This window comes from Paraburkholderia sp. RL17-373-BIF-A (genome assembly GCF_046030175.1).
Classification (GTDB): Bacteria; Pseudomonadota; Gammaproteobacteria; order Burkholderiales; family Burkholderiaceae; genus Paraburkholderia.
Genome location: NZ_JARESO010000002.1, coordinates 301,366 through 320,066, shown reverse-complemented (window position 1 = coordinate 320,066; position 18,701 = coordinate 301,366). Strand labels below are relative to the sequence as shown.

Genomic DNA, 18,701 nt, shown 5'->3' with positions numbered 1-18,701 from the left:
AGATGAGGTGCGACTCATCATAGAGGGCGGCAAAGCGGTGGTCTACGAAGGGATTTTCGGAAGGAAAGCGGGAAAAATGATTTGGGCGTGGACCGTGCGTCGTGGCCAGATGCCGAAGTTATAACAACGGCAGCACGTCTGCGCTGGACAACCATGCGCTGGTTTGAACCAGACCGGCGCGTATGAGCCGATCCAGCAATTCGTTGACCGACCACGGTGGTCGGCGCTTACGCGCTCGCAAGTCTCTGAACGCAGCCAACGCGCGCTTCTCATTCAAATCGATCAGATCGAGGATGAAGATATCAGGATGCTTCACTTCGATACGCAGGCTGGACTCCAACTGTTCCGCCGCGAAATCCTTCAGGTTGAAGGTGACAATCGCATCGGCGCGCGCCGCCACCGCGGTCATGACAACATGCCGGTCCTTCTTGTCGACGCCGAAAATTTCGCCGCTCTCCGGAAGCACCTGAGTGACCATCGCGTCGGGAAACGTGCGGTCCATTGCATTGCGAATCGCGGCGATCTTCGGCGCGGCGTCGTTAGCCGCGCTTTTGTCCGCGAAACGGGCAGCGAGATTGCGCGTCCATTCTTCGTGAATGCGCGCCGACCACTTCGGTGCATAAAACTCGTGATCGGCGAAAGTCAGCAATACGTCGCGCACCACCATCGGAAATAGCGAACACGCATCCAGCACGACGGTAAAGCGATCGACCGACAGCATTACAGATCGTACCCGCCTATCGATTCGCTGTCGGCCACGATCTCGTCCAATGCGCTCTTGCGTGTTGCACGCATGGTTTCCTTGTAGCGCATCACGTCGTCCATCAGCATGCGACGATGCCGCCCGACCTTGCGGAAAGGCAGTTCGCCGGCTTCAAGGCGAGCAATCAGAAACGGCCGCGAGACGCCGAGCACATCCGCCGCCTGCTTGGTGGTCAATTCGGTGTCTGCGGGATAAAGAACGAACACCTGCTCACTGGCCATCATAGCCAGCACACGCGAGAGCACCCGCAGCGTGGCGGGTGGAACCTCAATGCGGGCGAAGTCGCCGTCTGCGCCCTCCTCGACCAACGCGACGCTATGCGCGCGCGAGTGATCGAGCGCAGCGCCCATCAGGCGGCTCGCAGCGGACAGCACGGTTGCGTCGTCGTCCGACAAGATGATGCGATCGGGTGTAGCGGTGGTCATGTTCGACTCCAGATTACCTGCGAGTATAAGCCAACTCGCGAGACAAACGCAATAAACGCAACGTGTGAAATATTCGCAACGCGTTCAGCACGGCACCTTCCCGCTTTTTCAAGCGATTCGGTTAACGAAAAAACGCCGGGCCGCGCTTTCGCGCGACCCGGCGTCTACCGCTCGTCTCTGACTCGAAAACTTACTGCTTCACCACCTGTTGCGCAGAAGCGGAAGCGAGCACAGGACCAGATGCAGCCACCGGCGCAACCGCACCGACCGCCGTATCCGACGCCTTCACATCACCCCAACCGCCGCCCAGCGCGCGAATCAGATTGACCGTCGCCACCGCTTGCGTACCAGACAGATGGCTCGCCTGCAGTTGCGAAGTCAGCACCTGCCGTTCACCATCGATCACATCCAGATAGCTCACCGCGCCCTCCGTGTACTGCGTACGCGACAAATGCGCCGCCCGTTGCGAGGCCTGAACCGCATCGTTCTGCTCGCGCATCTGATCGTCGAGCAGACGCAAATCAGCCAGGTTGTCCTCCACCTCACGGAACGCCACCAGCACCTGTTGACGATACTGCGCCACGTCCTCGTCATACTTCGAACGGGCCTGCGCGAGGTTCGCCTTGCGGCGGCCGCCGTCGAACAAAGGCAGCGTCAACGCCGTGCCGGCAAACGGCCCGAGAATGAACGCGCGGCTCGACCACTTGAACAGATCGCCGAGCGTCGCCGATTCAAAACCTGCCGCGCCGGTGATATCGAGTTTCGGGAAGAACGCCGACTTCGCGAGACCGACACGCGCATTCGCCCCCTGCATCGCCCGCTCCGCCGCAGAAATATCCGGCCGGCGTTCAAGCAACGCCGAAGGCAAGCCCGGCGGCACACGCACCGTCACCGGCGCGAGCGGCGCTTCCGCGAACGAGAAATCCGCCGGCGGCTTGCCGAGCAGAATCGCGAGGCTATGTTCCGACGCCGCGCGCTGACGCGCCACACCCACGGCGTCCGCACGCGCACTGGCGAGTTCATTACGGGCCCGCGATACATCCAGCTCGCCGATATCGCCTTCCTTGAAACGCCGCTGGACCAGCTTCAGCGTGTCCTCGCGCAATGCTACGGTACGGCGGTACAGGTCCTGATCCGTATCGAGCTCACGCAACTGGAAGTAGTTCTGCGCGACGTCCGCCTGCAGCGACAGTTGCACCGAACGGAACAGCGCTTCGCTTTGCTGCTCGTCCGCCCGCGACGCGTTCACGTTCGAGCCGACCCGCCCGAACAGATCCGCTTCGTACGATACCGTGGTTTGCGCGCGCCAGATCGTGCCGGTGGTGCCACCCGCGCTATCCGGCTGGAATTGCGACGCTGCCGAAGCGCGCTCGCGCGTCGGGCCAAAGCCCGCGTCGATCTTTGGGAACCAGTCAGACTTCGCCGCCTGCGTCACCGCACGCGCCTGCTGCACGCGCGCCGCGGCCGCCTTCAGGTCCTGATTCGCGGCAGCTGCCTGCTCCTCGAGCGCGTTGAGTTGCGGGTCGCCGAAAATCGTCCACCATTCGCCACGATGCGCGTCGTCGGCGGGCTGGGCCTGCTTCCACGTGCCGTTGTCCGGCACCGATGCACCCGGCGCACCCGAAGGCGCTGAAGCAGCCGACGTTGCCGACGCCGCAGGCGTTTCCTTGAACGCAACCGGCGTATCCACCTCCGGCCGCTTATACGTAGGTTCCAGGGAGCAGGCGGCGAGCAACGCGACCAGCAAACCGCTGGCAGCCGCCCGGCCCCACCCGCTCAAAGATTCAAAGCGTTTCATTGTTGTTTTCTCCTCAGGCGTCCGTCACCGGCGAGCCATAGTGCGGCGAATCTTTCTGCGCGACGTGAATCGTTCCACCCGCCAGCGTACGCAGCACCACATAGAACACAGGGGTCAGCATCAGACCGAACAGCGTGACGCCGAGCATGCCGAAGAACACCGCGATCCCCATTGCATGACGCATCTCCGAGCCAGCTCCGCTCGACAACACCAGCGGCACCACGCCCATGATGAAAGCGATCGACGTCATCAGAATCGGCCGCAAACGCAAGCGGCTCGCCTCGATTGCCGCTGACAGCGGCGTATGCCCGTCATGCTCCAGTTCGCGAGCGAACTCGACGATCAGAATCGCGTTCTTCGCCGACAAGCCCACCAGCACCATCAAACCGATCTGCGTGAAGATGTTGTTATCACCCCCCGTGAGCCACACCCCGGTCAGCGCGGACAGCACGCTCATCGGCACGATCAGGATCACCGCGAGCGGCAGCGTCAGACTTTCGTACAGTGCGGCGAGCACGAGGAACACGAGCAGCACGCTGATCGGGAACACCCACAAGCCCGCATTGCCGGCCAGAATCTGCTGATACGTCAGGTCGGTCCACTCGAGCTTCACACCGCGCGGCAAGACTTCCGCCGCCACGCGTTCGGCCGCGGCTTGCGCCTGCCCCGACGAGAAGCCCGGCGCCGGTCCACCGTTGATGTCGGCAGCCGTATAGCCGTTGTAGCGCACCACCATTTCCGGACCGAACGTCGGCGTCACCGTCACCAGCGACGACAGCGGCACCATATCGCCCGCGGCATTGCGCGTCTTCAGTTGCAGGATGTCGTCGGCGCGTTGACGGAACGGCGCGTCCGCCTGCACCCGCACCTGATACACGCGGCCGAAGCGGTTGAAGTCGTTCACATACAGCGAGCCGAGATAAATCTGCATCGTGTTGAACACGTCCGTGACCGGCACGCCGAGTTGCTTGGCCTTCACGCGATCCAGGTCGACGTTCAATTGCGGCACGTTGATCTGATAGCTCGAGAAGGTCGGGCCGAGTTCAGGCGTCTGCGCGGCCTTCTTCACGAACGCCTCCGCTGCCTTGTTCAACTCCGCGTAACCGAGCGCGCCGTGATCCTCCAACTGCATCTTGAAGCCGCCGAGCGTGCCGAGACCGAGCACCGGTGGCGGCGGAAACACCGCGACGAACGAATCCTTGATCGCGCCGTATTGCTGGTTCAGCGCACCGGCAATCGCACCGGCCGAGAGTTTCTTGTTGCCACGATCCTTGAAGGGCTTGAGCGTGACGAACACGATGCCCGCGCTCGAGCTATTCGTGAAGCCGTTCACCGACAGACCCGGGAACGCCACCGCGCTCTCCACGCCGGGCTGCTTCAGCGCAATCGAGCTCATGTCGCGAATCACTTTCTCCGTGCGATCCAGCGACGCACCGTTCGGCAATTGCGCGAAGGCAATCAGGTACTCCTTGTCCTGCGCCGGCACGAAGCCGCCCGGCACGACGCGCGAGATCAGCACGGTCGCGCCCAGCAGAATCGCGTACACCGCGAGCATCGCGCCCTTACGGCGCAGCACGCCGGTCACGCCGCGGCCATACTCCGTCGAACCGCGATGAAAGACCTTGTTGAAACGCTTGAAGAAACCGCCCAACAGGCGATTCATCACACGCGTCAGGAAGTCTTCCTTGGCGCCGTGGCTGCGCAACAGCATCGCGGACAACGCCGGCGACAAGGTCAGCGAATTGAACGCCGAGATCACCGTCGAAATCGCGATGGTCATCGCAAACTGCTTGTAGAACTGGCCCGTCAAACCGGTCATGAACGCGAGCGGCACGAACACGGCGACGAGTGTCAGCGCGATGGCGATAATCGGTCCGCTCACTTCCTGCATCGCCTTATAGGTCGCGTCGCGCGCACTCAGCCCGTTTTCGATATTCCGCTCGACGTTCTCGACCACCACGATCGCATCGTCCACCACGATCCCGATGGCGAGCACCATGCCGAACAAGGACAACGCGTTGATCGAAAACCCGAACGCGAGCAGCAACGAGAACGTCCCGACGATCGACACCGGCACCGCGATCAACGGAATGATCGAAGCACGCCACGTCTGCAGGAACACGATCACGACGATCACCACCAGCGCAATCGCTTCGAGCAGCGTATGCACGACCGCCTCGATACTCGAACGCACGAACTGCGTCGGGTCGTAGACGATCTTGTATTCGACGCCCGCCGGCATGTCTTCCGCGAGTTCCTTCATCGCGGAGCGCACCTGGTCGGAAATCGCGAGCGAGTTCGCGCCCGGCGCCTGGTTGATGGCGAGCGCCACAGCCGGCTTGTTATCGAGCAGCGAACGCAGGCCGTATTCCGACGCCGCGAGTTCGATCCGCGCAATATCTTTCAGGTAGGTCACGCCGCCGTCCGGCGTGGTCTTGACGATGATGTCGCCGAATTCACCCTCGGTCCTCAGACGGCCACGCGCATTCACCGACAACTGCAATTGCGTGCCCGGCACCGAAGGCGATGCGCCGATCACACCGGCCGCCACCTGAATGTTCTGCTCACGGATCGCGTTGACCACTTCGGTCGCCGTCAAACCGCGTTGCGCCACTTTCTGCGGATCGAGCCAGACGCGCATCGCGTAGTCGCCCGAACCCCACAACTGCACTTCGCCCACGCCCTGAATCCGTGCAAGGCGGTCCTTGACGTTCAGCAGCGCGTAGTTGCGCAGATACGTCATGTCGTAGCGATTGTTCGGCGAGATCAGGTGGACCACCATAGTCAGCGTGGGCGAACTCTTGATCGTCGTGACGCCGAGCCGCTGCACGTCTTCCGGCAGACGCGGCAGCGCCTGGTTGACGCGGTTCTGCACGAGCTGCGTCGCGAGGTCCGGATTGGTGCCGAGCTTGAAGGTCACCGTGAGCGTGAGATTGCCGTCGCTATTCGCCTGCGACTGCATGTACAGCATGTTCTCGACGCCGTTGATCTGCTCTTCGAGCGGCGCCGCGACGGCTTCGGCGATCACTTTCGGGTTGGCGCCCGGATATTGCGCGTGTACCACCACCGAAGGCGGGACCACTTCCGGGTACTCCGAAATCGGCAGCTTGAAGAGCGCAATGATGCCGCCCAGCAGGATCAATACCGACAACACGCCGGCAAAGATCGGCCGATCGATGAAGAATTTGGATATGTTCATGGGAAGCTCTTAACGTTGGAGCATGCGCCGCGCAGTCAGGCCGCGGCGCGCGAGGCTCACGAATTCTTGTCCGCTTTGGTGCGCGTCTGCGATTGGGCCTGCGATTGGGCCTGCGATTGCGGCTGCGGCTGCGGCTGCGTCTGCTTCTGTGCGAGCGGTGCGCTGTTCGGATCGTCATCCGTCGTCATCGGCACCATGTGCGCGCGCACCGAATCGCCCGGACGCACACGTTGGATGCCGTTCACGACGATCCGGTCAGTCGCTTTCAGGCCGCCCTTCACCACGCGCAGATTGCCCTGCATGCCGCCCACGTCGATCGAGCGATACACGACGTGATTGCCCTGATCGACCACCAGCACGAACTTCTTGTCCTGATCGGTGCCCACCGCTGCGTCGTCGATCAACAGCGCCGGATGCGGTTCGCTGCCGCCCACTTTCACGCGCGCATACAAGCCAGGAATCAGCGCGCCGTCCTGGTTATCGAAACGCGCACGCACGCGGATCGTGCCCGACGACGTGTCGAGGCGGTTGTCCACCGACTCGATCACGCCGCTGCGCGAGTAGCCGCTTTCATCCGCGAGACCGAGTTCCACCGGCACCTTGCTGCCGTCTTTCGCGCGGCTCAGGTATTGCAGGTAGGTTTGTTCGTCCGCGTCGAACGATGCGTAGATCGGCGACACCGACACCAGCGTGGTCAGCGGCGCCGCGGTCGCGCCCGCCGAGATCACGTTGCCCACCGTGATTTCCGCGCGCGACACGCGGCCCGAAACCGGCGCGACAATCTTCGTGTAGCCGAGATTGATGCGGGCGGTTTCGAGCGCGGCTTGCGCGGCCTTCAGGTTGGCGCTCGCTTCACGCGCGGCGTTCTGCTTCTCGTCGTAGTCACGCTTGGCGATCGCGTTATCGGTGATAAGACGCTGTGCGCGCTCCCAATCGCTTTGCGTGTAGCCCGTGCGCGCCTGCGCGGCGGCGAGCTGCGCTTCGGCGCGATCCACTTCGGCGGCATACGGACGCGGGTCGATCACGAACAGCGTGTCGCCTTTCTTCACGAGCGCACCGTCCTTGAAGTTGACGGACACGATCGTGCCCGGCACCTGCGAACGCACGTCCACTTTCTCGACGGCTTCGAGACGGCCCGAATAGCTCTGCCAGTCGGTGATCGTTTTTTGTACCACCGTGGCCACATCGACTTCCGGCACGATGGTCGGCGCGGCGGGCGAGCTCGCGTCCACGCGAATCGCGCCGAACGTGCCCAGCCCGGCCACGACGATGACGGCAAGTGCGGCAATCGCCACGCGGCGACGGGAAAGAGGAAGGATAGTCATGTGAAGCTCCCGAGATCGTTGATTAAAGTTCTGCTTATTTCTGTTTCAGCGATGGGCGCGTGCATCGAAGCGCCACTGAAAAAATCGCACCGCTTCCTGCAAGGCGGGCGGATGATCGGCCAGCGCGGCATGCGAGACACTCGGATAGCGGACCACCTGGGTCAGCACGCCGGCGTCGATCAGACTGCTGGCGTATTTCTCCGCTTCCACATGCAGCACGTCGTTTTGCGCCGTCGCGATCAGCGTGGCCGGCAGGCCCGCGAGCCGCGACGATTCGAGCGGCGCGGCATACGGATGCATGCGCTGCGACGCTTGCGGCAGATACGCGCGATAACACGCCGCGCACTCTTTCGCGGTGATGTCCGAGCCGAGGCGCTTTTCGTCGCCCAGACGCGTAAGGCTCGGATCAAGCATCGGCCCGAACAGCGCCTGCGCGGAAATGCGCACGTCACCGCGATCCCGCGCGATGAACGCGAGGCAATTGGCCAATTGCCCGCCCGCATCGTGGCCGGCTACGCCAACCTTCTTGCTGTTGCCGCCGAACGCACGCGCCCGCGTTTGCACCCACAGCGCCGCGCGGTGCGCGTCTTCAGGCGCGGCGGGAAACGGAAACTGCGGCGCCAGCGAGTAATCGACCGACACGACCAGAGCCGGTAAGTGTTCTGCGAAATACCGCGAGGCGAAGTCGGCCTGGTCGATCGATCCCTTCGTAAATCCACCACCGTGGAAATAAAGCAGTACCGGCAGTGCGGTTTTCTTTTCCTGCCGGTACAGACGCAACGTGATGTCCTGCGCGTGTCCTTCGATCTGCACGTCAGTGACTTCGAGTGCCGTGCTGTCGGCCTCTGCCGGGCTGCTGCCGGCGGGCACAAAGGAGTACGGCGGTTTAAATGCTTGCATGTCGAGCCGCGCAATGCGCATAGAACTTCAATGGTGCGAATTGTGGGTTCGGCAGACTCGTAAATAAATGCCTATAATCCGGCAACACAATTCGGCGCCCCTGAACAATCGAATGCGATTGTCTGCGGATTCGCGGTGGAGTCCATTCCTGCTCAGTGCGCCAGCCCCTATTGGAGGTCTGCAATGGACCGGCTTCAGGCCATGCAAGTGTTCACGCGTGTCGTCGACACCAACAGCTTTACCCGCGCAGCGGAAACGCTCGACCTGCCGCGCGCATCGGTTACCACGATTATTCAGAACCTCGAAGCGTTCCTCGGCACGCGTCTGATGCATCGGACCACGCGCCGTTTGTCGCTCACGCCGGACGGCGCGGCGTACTACGAACGCTGCGTGCGCATTCTCGCGGACGTCGAAGAGACCGAGGCCAGTTTTCAGAGCGGCAATAAAAAGCCGCACGGCAAGCTGCGCATCGACATGCCGGGGTCGATCGGCCGCTTGCTGGTGATTCCTTCGCTGTGTGAATTCCACACGCGCTATCCGGACATCGACCTGCAACTCGGCCTGACGGACCGGCCGGTTGACCTGCTGCAGGAAGGCGTGGATTGCGTGGTGCGGGTCGGCGCGCTACAGGATTCCTCGCTGGTGGCGCGTCGGATCGGTTTGTTCGAGGGCGTGACCTGCGCGGCCCCCGATTACATCGAGCGCGCGGGCATGCCGACTTCGCTCGACGACCTGGAGAATCACAAAGCAGTCAATTACTTTTCGAGCCGCACGGGGCGCACGATCGATTGGGCCTTCATGGTTGATGGCAAAGAAGTCGAAGTGAAAATGAAGAGCATCGTCTCGGTGAACGACGCGGACGCCTACGTGACTTGCGGGTTGGAAGGCTTCGGCCTGATTCAGCCTGCGCTCTTCATGGTGCTGCCGCATCTGCGTTCGGGCCAACTGGTGGAAGTACTGCCGGAGCTGAAACCTTTGCCGATGCCAATTTCCGCAGTCTATCCGCACAGCCGGCATCTGTCGCCTAAAGTCCGCGTTTTCGTAGACTGGATCGCGGAGCTGTTCGACCGTTGTCCGTTATTGAGTGGACGTGGCAGTCTCGACGCAACGTGTACGAAGCGCACTTTCGAAGAACGAGAGTCTGCTCCGATGCTCGACACGCCGGTAATAACGGAATGGGTCGCTTGATACGCGCGAGTTGAAGGACAGAATCTGGAACAGTGAATTCCAACCGCGGCTCTAATGCCGCGGTTTTCATTTGCGACAACGCCGGCAAGGCGTTTCACGAGGCGTTAGCGCGATTGTTCCGAAATCGCGACAATTCATTTCGCGAAAGCGCGATTTATCCACACTGCCTCAAAGTCTACATTTCACCCTGTCGCAGCGCCACTCGTGCTGCAAACGAATCGACAGGAGTGAATCATGAAACGCAATCTCTTAGCAGGTCTGGCTCTTTCGCTGCTCGTGAGCGCACCGGTGTTTGCACAAAGCAGCAGCGGCGGCATTGGCCGCGCCGGCACTTATGAAACGCTGCCGACCCCGACCGCCAGCGCGAAGACGCGTGAAGAAGTGAAGGCCGAACTCGTCGCGGCCTATCGCGACGGCTCGCTGCCCGCACTGAATCGCACGACGTATCCGAACAAAGGCCTGATCGGTCAAACCCAGGCCGAACGCATCGCGCTGCAGGAAGGCACGGGCGGCGACGTCACGCGCGTGGCCAACGGACAGTAAAACCAGCTTGCCGCAATGATTCGGTTTCCAAAAGAAATAGTCGTTGCGGCGCCATTCATGCACTCTTCAAAAAGGAGCTCATCATGACACCCTCGGAACTCGACCATTGGGATACCGACACCCCTGTGTGGACGCCGTACCGCGCGCCGCAACACTAAGTGTCGAAAGTAGCAGCAAGTGCCCGCGGACCCGGTCCGCGGGCACAGTCGCATTTGCAAAGACCTAGCGCCTCGGCACGCCGTCGCGCCACTCGCCCCAGTGTGTGGAGATATCCTGCACGAGCGGATTGCCCGAGAGAAACAGGTTCTGGATGGCGATCGTAAAGCCGCCTTGCGCGGCATAGTTCAGCAAGTTGTCCGCACTCGTCTGCCCGTCGTAGGGCCGGTCGAAATCGGAGCCCGCCCGCAACACGGCAACGCGATTCAAATCGACTTTATGGACTGAAGCCGCGCGCTTGAGCGCCTCGTAAGTGGCGTTGTCCTCCTGCTGCGTGGTGCAGTAGACGCCCTTTCCATCGGTCAGAATCTTGGTCCAGTCGCGGGCTCTCTGGCCGAGGAGCGTGCCTGACCACCACGTATCACCGGCCAGCGTATCGCATCGAATGACAGTCGGCGGCCGATTGGCTGGTGCGTACGAGTACTTCGACCGCGCAGCCTGAGCCTGCGGGTTGTCGGAAAGCGTCACGTTGCGAGACAAGGCGAACGCCGTATGCGCGAGCCGGGGGTTCAACTGGAACACTTCGGTGCGGTAGTCGAGCGGCGGCTTGGCCGAAGGACTCGTGGTGTTGATACCGAGGTAGCCGGTATCCCAGCCGGGCGGAATCTCGCGCCCGTCGATCTCCCATTGAATCCCGAAGTCGACCAGATAATTCGCCCACGCGGCGGAGCCCACCGTGCCCTGCTGCGGATCGATCCCGGCAATGCCGGCGACCATGAAGTACGTATGCCGCAAATCGAAACGCGGCGAGAACGTCAGCGCCATGATCGACGCAGCGGCGTCGCTATGCCCCATGCCGGTGGTCATCACGCACACGTCCTGCTTGTTGCAATGGACGGTCGGGTAGTCGGGCGACAAGCCGTCCACCGCAATCTCGCGCCAGGGTCCGAGGTTATCGAGCCATACCTGCCCCTCCGGCCCGAACATCGAAATGATCATCACCTTGACGGGCTGCCCGCGCGAGCCGCCGTCGCCGTGCGAGAAACCGTCGTTGTCGTCCGCACTGGCCGGTCCGGACGAAAAGGCCGCGCAAGCCGCGAGGGTAATGGCGCAGACGGCGCCGAGTGAGCGAGTCAGCATCGTGATCTTCCTTTTTTTGCTTGTGATGCAGGTTGGGAGAAAGTGCTGCTTTCAAGCCGGAAGAAGTATAGGTGCGAAGAAATTATTTTCCACTACACGATGCGGTATCGATCGACGTTTCTGAACGCAGTAGGGCAAAACCATGCGAATCGGTTCAGCACGCTTTCTTCGGCGTTTTCTTATAATCGATAGTCCCCAGCGCACCGCCTTTGTGCACTTCACAACAGGAGCACCACGATGGACTATGTGAAACTCGGCCGCACCGGCCTTGATGTATCGCGTCTTTGTCTCGGTTGCATGAGCTACGGCGTGCCGTCTCGCGGCACGCATCCCTGGTCGCTCGACGATGAGGCCGCGCGCCCCTTCATCAAACAGGCGCTCGATCACGGCATCAATTTCTTCGACACCGCCAACGTCTATTCCGACGGTACGAGCGAGGAAATCGTCGGCCGGGCGCTCAAGGACTTTGCGAAGCGCGACGAGATCGTGCTGGCCACCAAGGTGAATAGCCGCATGCATCCGGGGCCGAACGGCGCCGGCCTGTCGCGCAAGGCGATCATGTCCGAGATCGACCACAGCCTCAGACGCCTCGGTACGGACTACGTGGACCTGTACCAGATCCATCGCTGGGACTACGGCACGCCGATCGAAGAAACCATGGAAGCGCTGCACGATGTCGTGAAGGCCGGCAAGGCGCGCTACATCGGTGCATCGTCCATGTATGCCTGGCAGTTCGCCAAGGCGTTGCACGTGGCTGAGAAGAACGGCTGGACGCGCTTCGTGACGATGCAGAACTACGTGAATCTGCTATATCGCGAAGAAGAGCGCGAAATGCTGCCGCTGTGCGAAAGCGAAGGTATCGGCGTGATTCCGTGGAGCCCGCTCGCGCGCGGCCGCCTGACGCGCGACTGGAACACCGAAAGCGCACGCTCCGAGACCGATGAATTCGGCCGCACGCTCTATGCGCAGACGGAAGACGCGGATCGGCGGATCGTCGAACGGGTCAGCCAGATCGCCAGGGAGCGCGGCGTGCCGCATGCCCAAGTGGCGCTGGCGTGGGTGTTGCAGAAGAAGCCGATCACCGCGCCGATCGTCGGAGCGACCAAGCTGCATCATCTCGACGACGCGGTGGCCGCGCTCTCCTTGAACCTGAGCGCGGACGAAATCCGCCAGCTTGAAGAACTGTACGTGCCGCACGCGGTGGCCGGGTTCCAGTAAGCGACGCACATGCCGCTCAAATGCGCGGCACCTCGGGTTCGAAAAACACCCAGCGGACTTGCGGGAACGTGGCCTGCAAGTCCGCTTCGATCACGTTGATCGCATCGACCATCGCGCGGCCGCTCGCGTAGTCGATCATTTCCGCCTGCACGGCCACGACCACATGACGGCCCCATTGCAGCGTAATCATATTGATGATGCTGCGAATCTCGGTGCGCCCGCGCAGATGCGCCTCGATGGCGCGCCGCACTTCGGGGCTCGCCGATTCGCCAACGATCATCGACTTCACTTCACGCGCCACCAGCCACGCAATCAGCATCAGCAGCAAGCCGACGCCGATGGAGCCCAACGCGTCGTAGACAGGATTGCCGGTCACCATGGTGAGCAGCACGGCCACGAAGGCCATCGCCAGGCCCGCCAGCGCGGCGATATCCTCGCCCGCTACCACCAGCAGTTCGGATTCGCGCGTCTCCCGAAACCAGTGCCACATGCTTTTGTCGGGATGCGTCTTGCGGATTTCCTTGACGGCGCCCCACAAGGAGAGCGCCTCGAGCACCACCGACACGCCGAGCACCACCAGCGCCACATAGGCATACTGCAACGGCTCGTGCACGAACAGACGATGCACGCCCTCATACACCGAGAACGCGCCGCCGACAAAGAACAGCAGAAGCGCGACCAGCAGCGAATAGAAGTTGATCTCGCGCCCGCCGCCCATGGGATGCAGCGGGCTCGCCGGCTTGCGCGCTTCACGCAGACCGAAGAGCAGCAGCAGTTGATTGCCGCAGTCGGCGGTCGAGTGGATAGCCTCGGCGAACATCGAGCCGGAACCGGTGAACGCGGCAGCCGCGAACTTGCAGATGGCGATGCCGAGGTTGGCGGCGAGCGCGTAGAAAATGGCTTTCGGCGATTCTTCTTTCATCGTCGTGGAAGGCGTCCGTGAGTTTGCAAAGAGCTTTCGGTGAGCAACAGCCCGTATTATGGCCATGCCGGGCGGCATGCGTCCAACCCGGATGTTGTTTGCACCGCGCTCCGCTTGCGCTCTACCTCGTTCGCCTTCCCTCGCCTTGCGCCGTGTTATGCCCTTTCGAGCGCCGCCATTTCACGCACGATCACCAGCAGCATCGACAGACTCGCGCCGCCGGTGGCCCGCAGATCGGCCAGGAGGCGCGCGTAGCGCTCCAGTTGCGCGGTGCGCTTCTCACGCCATGCCTCGACCAGTGCCTCGGGTGTGGATGCTTCGTCAGCGTTGGCCAATGCGCTCGTCGTCAACGCGCGTTTGAGACGCGCGATGTCGGCCAGTGCCGTCGCTCGCGCCAGCATGTCCCAGTGCGTGGGCGCCGGCAACGCGGCCGCGCGTTCACTGATCCAGCCGGAATTCAGCAGCGTGCCGAGAGCGAAATAGACCCCGGCCACCAGTTCGAGACTGCGCCCGGAGGTCGACGCCACTTCGGCGATATCGAGTAACGCAGCCGAAATCTCGCCGCTCGCGATCCGCACCGCCAATTCGCTATCCACGCCGGCGTCCGCGAACACGCGCTGCCGCTCGGAGAGCGCTTCGAGATCGGCGCTCGGCAAGAGTGCAGGCCATTGCGGCGCAAGGCGTTGCGCCGCGTCGCGGCAACGCGCGAGCAGGCCGGCCACGTCGCGGTCGCTGACCGCGCCCGACTGCAGTTGCCGCAGGAACCACAGCGCGGAACGCTCGACGAGCCGCGCGACTTCGACGAACATGCGCGCCTGGATGTCGTCGGCGACGCGGTTGTCGAGCGCGTCGATACTGCGCCAGACGTCGTCGAGATCGAACACGTCGCGCGCCATGATGCAGGCCCGCACGATGTCGCCGGGCTGCGCGTCGGTTTCCTCCATCAGCCGGTGCACGAACTCGCAACCCACCCGATTCACCAACGCGTTGGTCAGATGCGTCGCGAGAATTTCGCGGCGCAGCGGGTGGCGCTGCATCGGCTCGCTGAAGCGCTGCCGCAACGGCTTCGGAAAGTATTCGACCAGCATGTCGCTGACGAGCGGGTCTTCCGGTATCGACGATTCGAGCAGCGCGTCGTACAGCCACATCTTGCTGTAGGCGAGCAGCACGGCGCGCTCCGGCGTGGTGAGCCCTTGTTTGGCGGCTTGCCGTTCGGCGACTTCCTCGTCGGTCGGCAGAAACTCGATCACGCGATTCAGACGCCCCGCACGTTCGAGGTAGCGCATCAGGCGCGCTTCCGCATCGAGCAATTCGACGCCGTAGCGGCCCGCAATCGACAGCGCCTGCGTCTGGTAGTAGTTGTCCTGCAACACGAGCAAGCCGACTTCGTCGGTCATTTCGGCGAGCAGTGCGTTGCGTTGCTTCTCCGTCATTTCGCCGTCGGAGACGACGAGCCCCAACAGAATCTTGATGTTGACCTCGTGGTCCGAGCAGTCCACACCCGCGGAGTTGTCGATCGCGTCGGTATTGATCCGGCCGCCGCGCTGCGCGAACTCAATGCGGCCGAGCTGCGTGAGGCCGAGATTGCCGCCTTCGGCCACGACCTTGCAATGCAGATCGGCGCCGTTGACACGGATCGCGTCGTTGGCGCGGTCGCCGACTTGCAGATGCGTTTCGCGGCTCGCCTTCACATAGGTGCCGATGCCGCCGTTGTACAGCAGATCGACCGGCGCCTGCAGTATCGCGCGCATCAATTCAGCGGGCGCGAGCGCCGGCGCGCTGATGCCGAGCACCGACTGCACCGCCGGCGACAGCGGGATCGTCTTGGCGCTGCGCGGAAACACGCCGCCGCCCGCCGAGATCAGCGAAGGATCGTAGTCGGCCCAACTCGAACGGTCGAGAACGAACAGGCGCCCGCGCTCGGCAAGACTGGCCGCCGGATCGGGATTCGGATCGAGAAAGATATGCCGGTGATCGAACGCGGCCACCAGCTTGATATGCGGCGACAACAGCATGCCGTTGCCGAACACGTCGCCGGACATATCGCCCACGCCGACCACCGTGAAGTCCATGGTCTGCGTATCCACGCCCATTTCGCGGAAGTGCCGTTTGACCGACTCCCATGCACCGCGCGCGGTGATGGCCATTTTCTTGTGGTCATAGCCGACCGAGCCGCCCGATGCAAAAGCGTCGTCGAGCCAGAAACCGTATTCCTGCGAGATCGCGTTCGCATAGTCGGAGAACGTGGCCGTGCCTTTGTCGGCGGCGACCACCAGATAGGGATCGTCGGGATCGTGACGCACCACGTCGGGCGGCGGCACCACTCTCGTGACGGCAAGATTGTCGGTCAGGTCGAGCAGGCCGCGCAGGAAAGTCTGATAGCAGGCAATGCCTTCACGCATCCATGCGTCGCGTTCGGATTGCGGCGGCGGATTCTTCACCACGAAGCCGCCCTTCGAACCGACCGGCACGATCACCACGTTCTTCACCATCTGCGCCTTCATCAGGCCGAGCACTTCCGTGCGGAAGTCCTCGCGCCGGTCCGACCAGCGCAGGCCGCCGCGCGCCACGCGTCCGCCGCGCAAATGCACGCCTTCCACGCGCGGCGAGTACACCCAGATTTCGAACATCGGTTTCGGCTCGGGCAAGCCGGGCACCTGCGCGGGATCGAACTTGAAGGACAGATACGGCTTTGGATGTCCGTCGGCATCGAAGCGATAGTAGTTCGTCCGCTTGGTGGCTTTGATGACGCCGAGAAATTGCCGCAGTATGCGGTCTTCGTCGAGATTCGGCACCTGGTCGAGCGCGCTGTCGATCGAGCGCAGCCAGCCGTCGACGCGCGCCTCGCGCGTCTCGCCCAATACCGGATCGAAGCGCGCGATGAACAGTTCCACCAGCATGCGCGCTATCGCCGGATTGCCGGTCACCGCGCGTTCGATGTACGCGTCGCTGAAGGTCGAGCCCACCTGCCGCAAATACTTCGCGTACGCGCGCAGGATCGTCACCTCGCGCGCATTCAATTGCGCGCGCAACACGAGTCGATTGAAATCGTCGCTTTCAATCGCGCCGGTCCACACCTGCTCGAACGCTTCTTCGAAGAGATCCTTCACGCGCTCGATGTCGAACTCCGCGTCGTCCGCGAGTTCGAGGCCGAAGTCGTGAATCCACGCGGGCGTCGCGCCCAGCGCCTCGATCAGATAGGGCCGCTCTTCATCGACACGCACGCCGAGATGTTCGAGCATCGGCAAACTGCGCGACAAGGCGATCGGCAAACCCGCGCGATACACCTTGAAGCGAAACGCGCGCGGGCCCGATTCGATCGGGCGGTACAGGTTCATGGCGAGCCGCTCGCTGCCTTGCACGCGTTCGATCAATTCGATATCGCGCACCGCCGTGCGGGCGGGATAATCGTCGCGATAGCCGGCGGGAAACGAATCGCCGTAGTGTTGCAGCAGACGGTTGCCCTGCTCTTCGCCGAAGGCGTCGAGCAACGCATCGGCGAGATCGTCCTGCCAGCGGCGTGAGACCTGCACGAGCCGCGCTTCCAGTTCGCGCGTATCGACGTTGGGCATGCCGCCCGGCTTCGCGTGCACGACGAAGTGAATGCGCGCCAGCGTGGACTCCGACAGCAGCGGCGTGAACTCGACACTCTCGCCGTTGAACGCGTCGGCCAGCAGATTGGCGATGCGCTGGCGCAGATCGGTGTTGTACTTGTCGCGCGGCACGAACACGAGGCACGAGACGAAACGATCGAAGCGGTCGCGCCGTACGAACAGCCGGGTGCGCTGATGCTCCTGCAATCGCAGCACGCCTAGCGCGATATCGTAGAGCTGATTCTCTTCGGCCTGAAAGAGTTCGTCGCGTGGATAGGTTTCCAGCACCGTGACCAGCGATTTCGCGAGATGACCTTTCGGCAGGAATCCGGCTCGTCTCACGATATTCGCGCATTTGCGCCGCACGATCGGAATCTCCGCGGCGGACACGAAATACGCCGTGGATGTATAGAGACCGATGAAACGCCGCTCGCCGGTCACCTTGCCGTCAGGGCCGGTCATCTTGATGCCGACATAGTCCAGATAGCCCGGCCGGTGCACGGTAGCCCGCGAATTGGCCTTGGTCAGAAAGATCGGCGACGAACCGGAAATGATCTCGGCCGCGGCCGGCGGCAAGGGTGTGATCTCGGCGGCGCCGGCGGGCCGCAATGCATCGCGCAGAATGCCCAGACCCGAACCCGGTACCGCGCGCAGGCCGTAGCCGATATCGTGCTGCACCAGTTCGTAATCGCGCTGGCCGAGAAAGGTGAAATGATCGGCCACCATCCATTCGAGGAACGCGCGTGCTTCCAGACCTTCTGGTCCGCCCTCGCCGGCTTTCATGCCTTTGATCGTGACGCGCGCGAGTTCGACGATCTTCGGCCAGTCTTCGACGGCCGCCCGCACGTCGCGCAACACCTTGGCGATTTCGTCACGCAGCGCGTCGAGTTTTGCGGCATCGCCGCAACGGTCCACCTCGAAGTGGATGAACGAGGTCAACTGCGAGCGCGTATCGGTCGCTTCTTCGGCACCCTGGATCAGCCGCGCGATACTGCCGTCGGGCGCACGCCAGATGCGAAACACCGGATGCACGACGGAATGCAGCGCGAGGCCCTGCCGGTTGACCGCCATCGAGACGGAATCGACCAGAAACGGCATGTCGTCATTGACGATCTCGATCACCGTGTGATCGGAGTGCCAGCCGTGCTGTTCGAGAATCGGGTTATAGACGCGCAGCCGTTCGGCGCCGGGCACGAAGCGTTGCGCCGTTTGCCAGTGCGCGAGCGCCGCGCCGTAGAGATCGGCAATCGAGCGGCTTTGCAGATCGTCGGCGTCGACGAAATCGTAGTAGTGCCGCAGAAAGGTCTCGACGACCTTGAAGGTTGGCTCGGGCAGGCGCCCTCGCGCAAATTCGACGACATCGTTCAGCAAGTGCGTGACGGCTTCTTCGTTCTTTGCTTGCATGATCAACTCCCCCGGCTGGGCGGCAATGGCGGGTATCGCTTAATACTCGCTTGATTCGCATGCATCGTCTGAAGGGGAATTATGCACCTGCCGACCGGCATGCGACGGATGACCGCACTTAGGTTAT

Annotated in this window: 12 protein-coding genes; 3 read left to right on the top strand and 9 right to left on the bottom strand. The window is 62.6% G+C overall.

All coding sequences use genetic code 11. The features are described from left to right. Window positions 1-118: 118 nt before the first annotated feature. The 6 genes from P0D80_RS03395 to P0D80_RS03370 all read right to left on the bottom strand — a co-directional run bounded on the left by P0D80_RS03395 (window position 119) and on the right by P0D80_RS03370 (window position 8,410). Window positions 119-721: a PIN domain-containing protein gene (locus tag P0D80_RS03395; protein WP_408281164.1), complete on the bottom strand. Its 603-nt coding sequence runs from the start codon at window positions 719-721 to the stop codon at window positions 119-121. Next, on the bottom strand, window positions 721-1,188 hold the full coding sequence (locus tag P0D80_RS03390) for a helix-turn-helix domain-containing protein (protein ID WP_408174940.1): 468 nt from the start codon (window positions 1,186-1,188) through the stop codon (window positions 721-723). Before P0D80_RS03390 ends, P0D80_RS03395 begins: the two co-directional genes overlap by 1 nt. A 190-nt stretch (window positions 1,189-1,378) precedes the next feature. After that, entirely contained in the window at window positions 1,379-2,986 is a 1,608-nt protein-coding gene (locus tag P0D80_RS03385) for an efflux transporter outer membrane subunit (RefSeq protein WP_408281161.1), read from the bottom strand. 13 nt (window positions 2,987-2,999) lie between these two features. Then, window positions 3,000-6,185, bottom strand: a complete 3,186-nt coding sequence (locus P0D80_RS03380; protein WP_132377703.1) for an efflux RND transporter permease subunit — start codon at window positions 6,183-6,185, stop codon at window positions 3,000-3,002. Between the two features lie 56 nt (window positions 6,186-6,241). Continuing rightward, window positions 6,242-7,510 carry an efflux RND transporter periplasmic adaptor subunit gene (locus tag P0D80_RS03375; protein WP_408281158.1) on the bottom strand — a complete coding sequence of 423 codons (1,269 nt, stop codon included), beginning with the start codon at window positions 7,508-7,510 and terminating at the stop codon, window positions 6,242-6,244. Window positions 7,511-7,555: 45 nt separating this feature from the next. Next, entirely contained in the window at window positions 7,556-8,410 is an 855-nt protein-coding gene (locus P0D80_RS03370; protein ID WP_408281156.1) for an alpha/beta hydrolase, read from the bottom strand. A gap of 183 nt (window positions 8,411-8,593) precedes the next feature. On the opposite strand from P0D80_RS03370, the gene P0D80_RS03365 reads away from it, so the two are divergent. Both P0D80_RS03365 and P0D80_RS03360 read left to right on the top strand, forming a co-directional pair. After that, a complete protein-coding gene (locus tag P0D80_RS03365; RefSeq protein ID WP_132377706.1) occupies window positions 8,594-9,598 on the top strand; it encodes a LysR family transcriptional regulator in 1,005 nt (334 codons plus the stop codon). Window positions 9,599-9,832: 234 nt separating this feature from the next. Beyond that, a complete protein-coding gene (locus P0D80_RS03360; protein ID WP_132377707.1) occupies window positions 9,833-10,141 on the top strand; it encodes a DUF4148 domain-containing protein in 309 nt (102 codons plus the stop codon). 222 nt (window positions 10,142-10,363) lie between these two features. Here P0D80_RS03360 and P0D80_RS03355 read toward each other — a convergent pair whose 3' ends face one another. Continuing rightward, the gene (locus tag P0D80_RS03355; RefSeq protein WP_408281153.1) at window positions 10,364-11,437 is read right to left on the bottom strand and encodes a purine-nucleoside phosphorylase; all 1,074 of its coding nucleotides are present in this window, start codon (window positions 11,435-11,437) and stop codon (window positions 10,364-10,366) included. 237 nt (window positions 11,438-11,674) lie between these two features. Here P0D80_RS03355 and P0D80_RS03350 point away from each other — a divergent pair, with 237 nt between their 5' ends. Continuing rightward, on the top strand, window positions 11,675-12,655 hold the full coding sequence (locus tag P0D80_RS03350) for an aldo/keto reductase (protein WP_132377709.1): 981 nt from the start codon (window positions 11,675-11,677) through the stop codon (window positions 12,653-12,655). A gap of 16 nt (window positions 12,656-12,671) precedes the next feature. On the opposite strand, the gene P0D80_RS03345 is transcribed toward P0D80_RS03350, so the two are convergent. Then, window positions 12,672-13,577: a cation diffusion facilitator family transporter gene (locus P0D80_RS03345; RefSeq protein ID WP_132377710.1), complete on the bottom strand. Its 906-nt coding sequence runs from the start codon at window positions 13,575-13,577 to the stop codon at window positions 12,672-12,674. A 155-nt stretch (window positions 13,578-13,732) separates the two neighbouring features. After that, window positions 13,733-18,574 carry an NAD-glutamate dehydrogenase gene (locus P0D80_RS03340; protein ID WP_408281149.1) on the bottom strand — a complete coding sequence of 1,614 codons (4,842 nt, stop codon included), beginning with the start codon at window positions 18,572-18,574 and terminating at the stop codon, window positions 13,733-13,735. Window positions 18,575-18,701 lie beyond the last annotated feature (127 nt).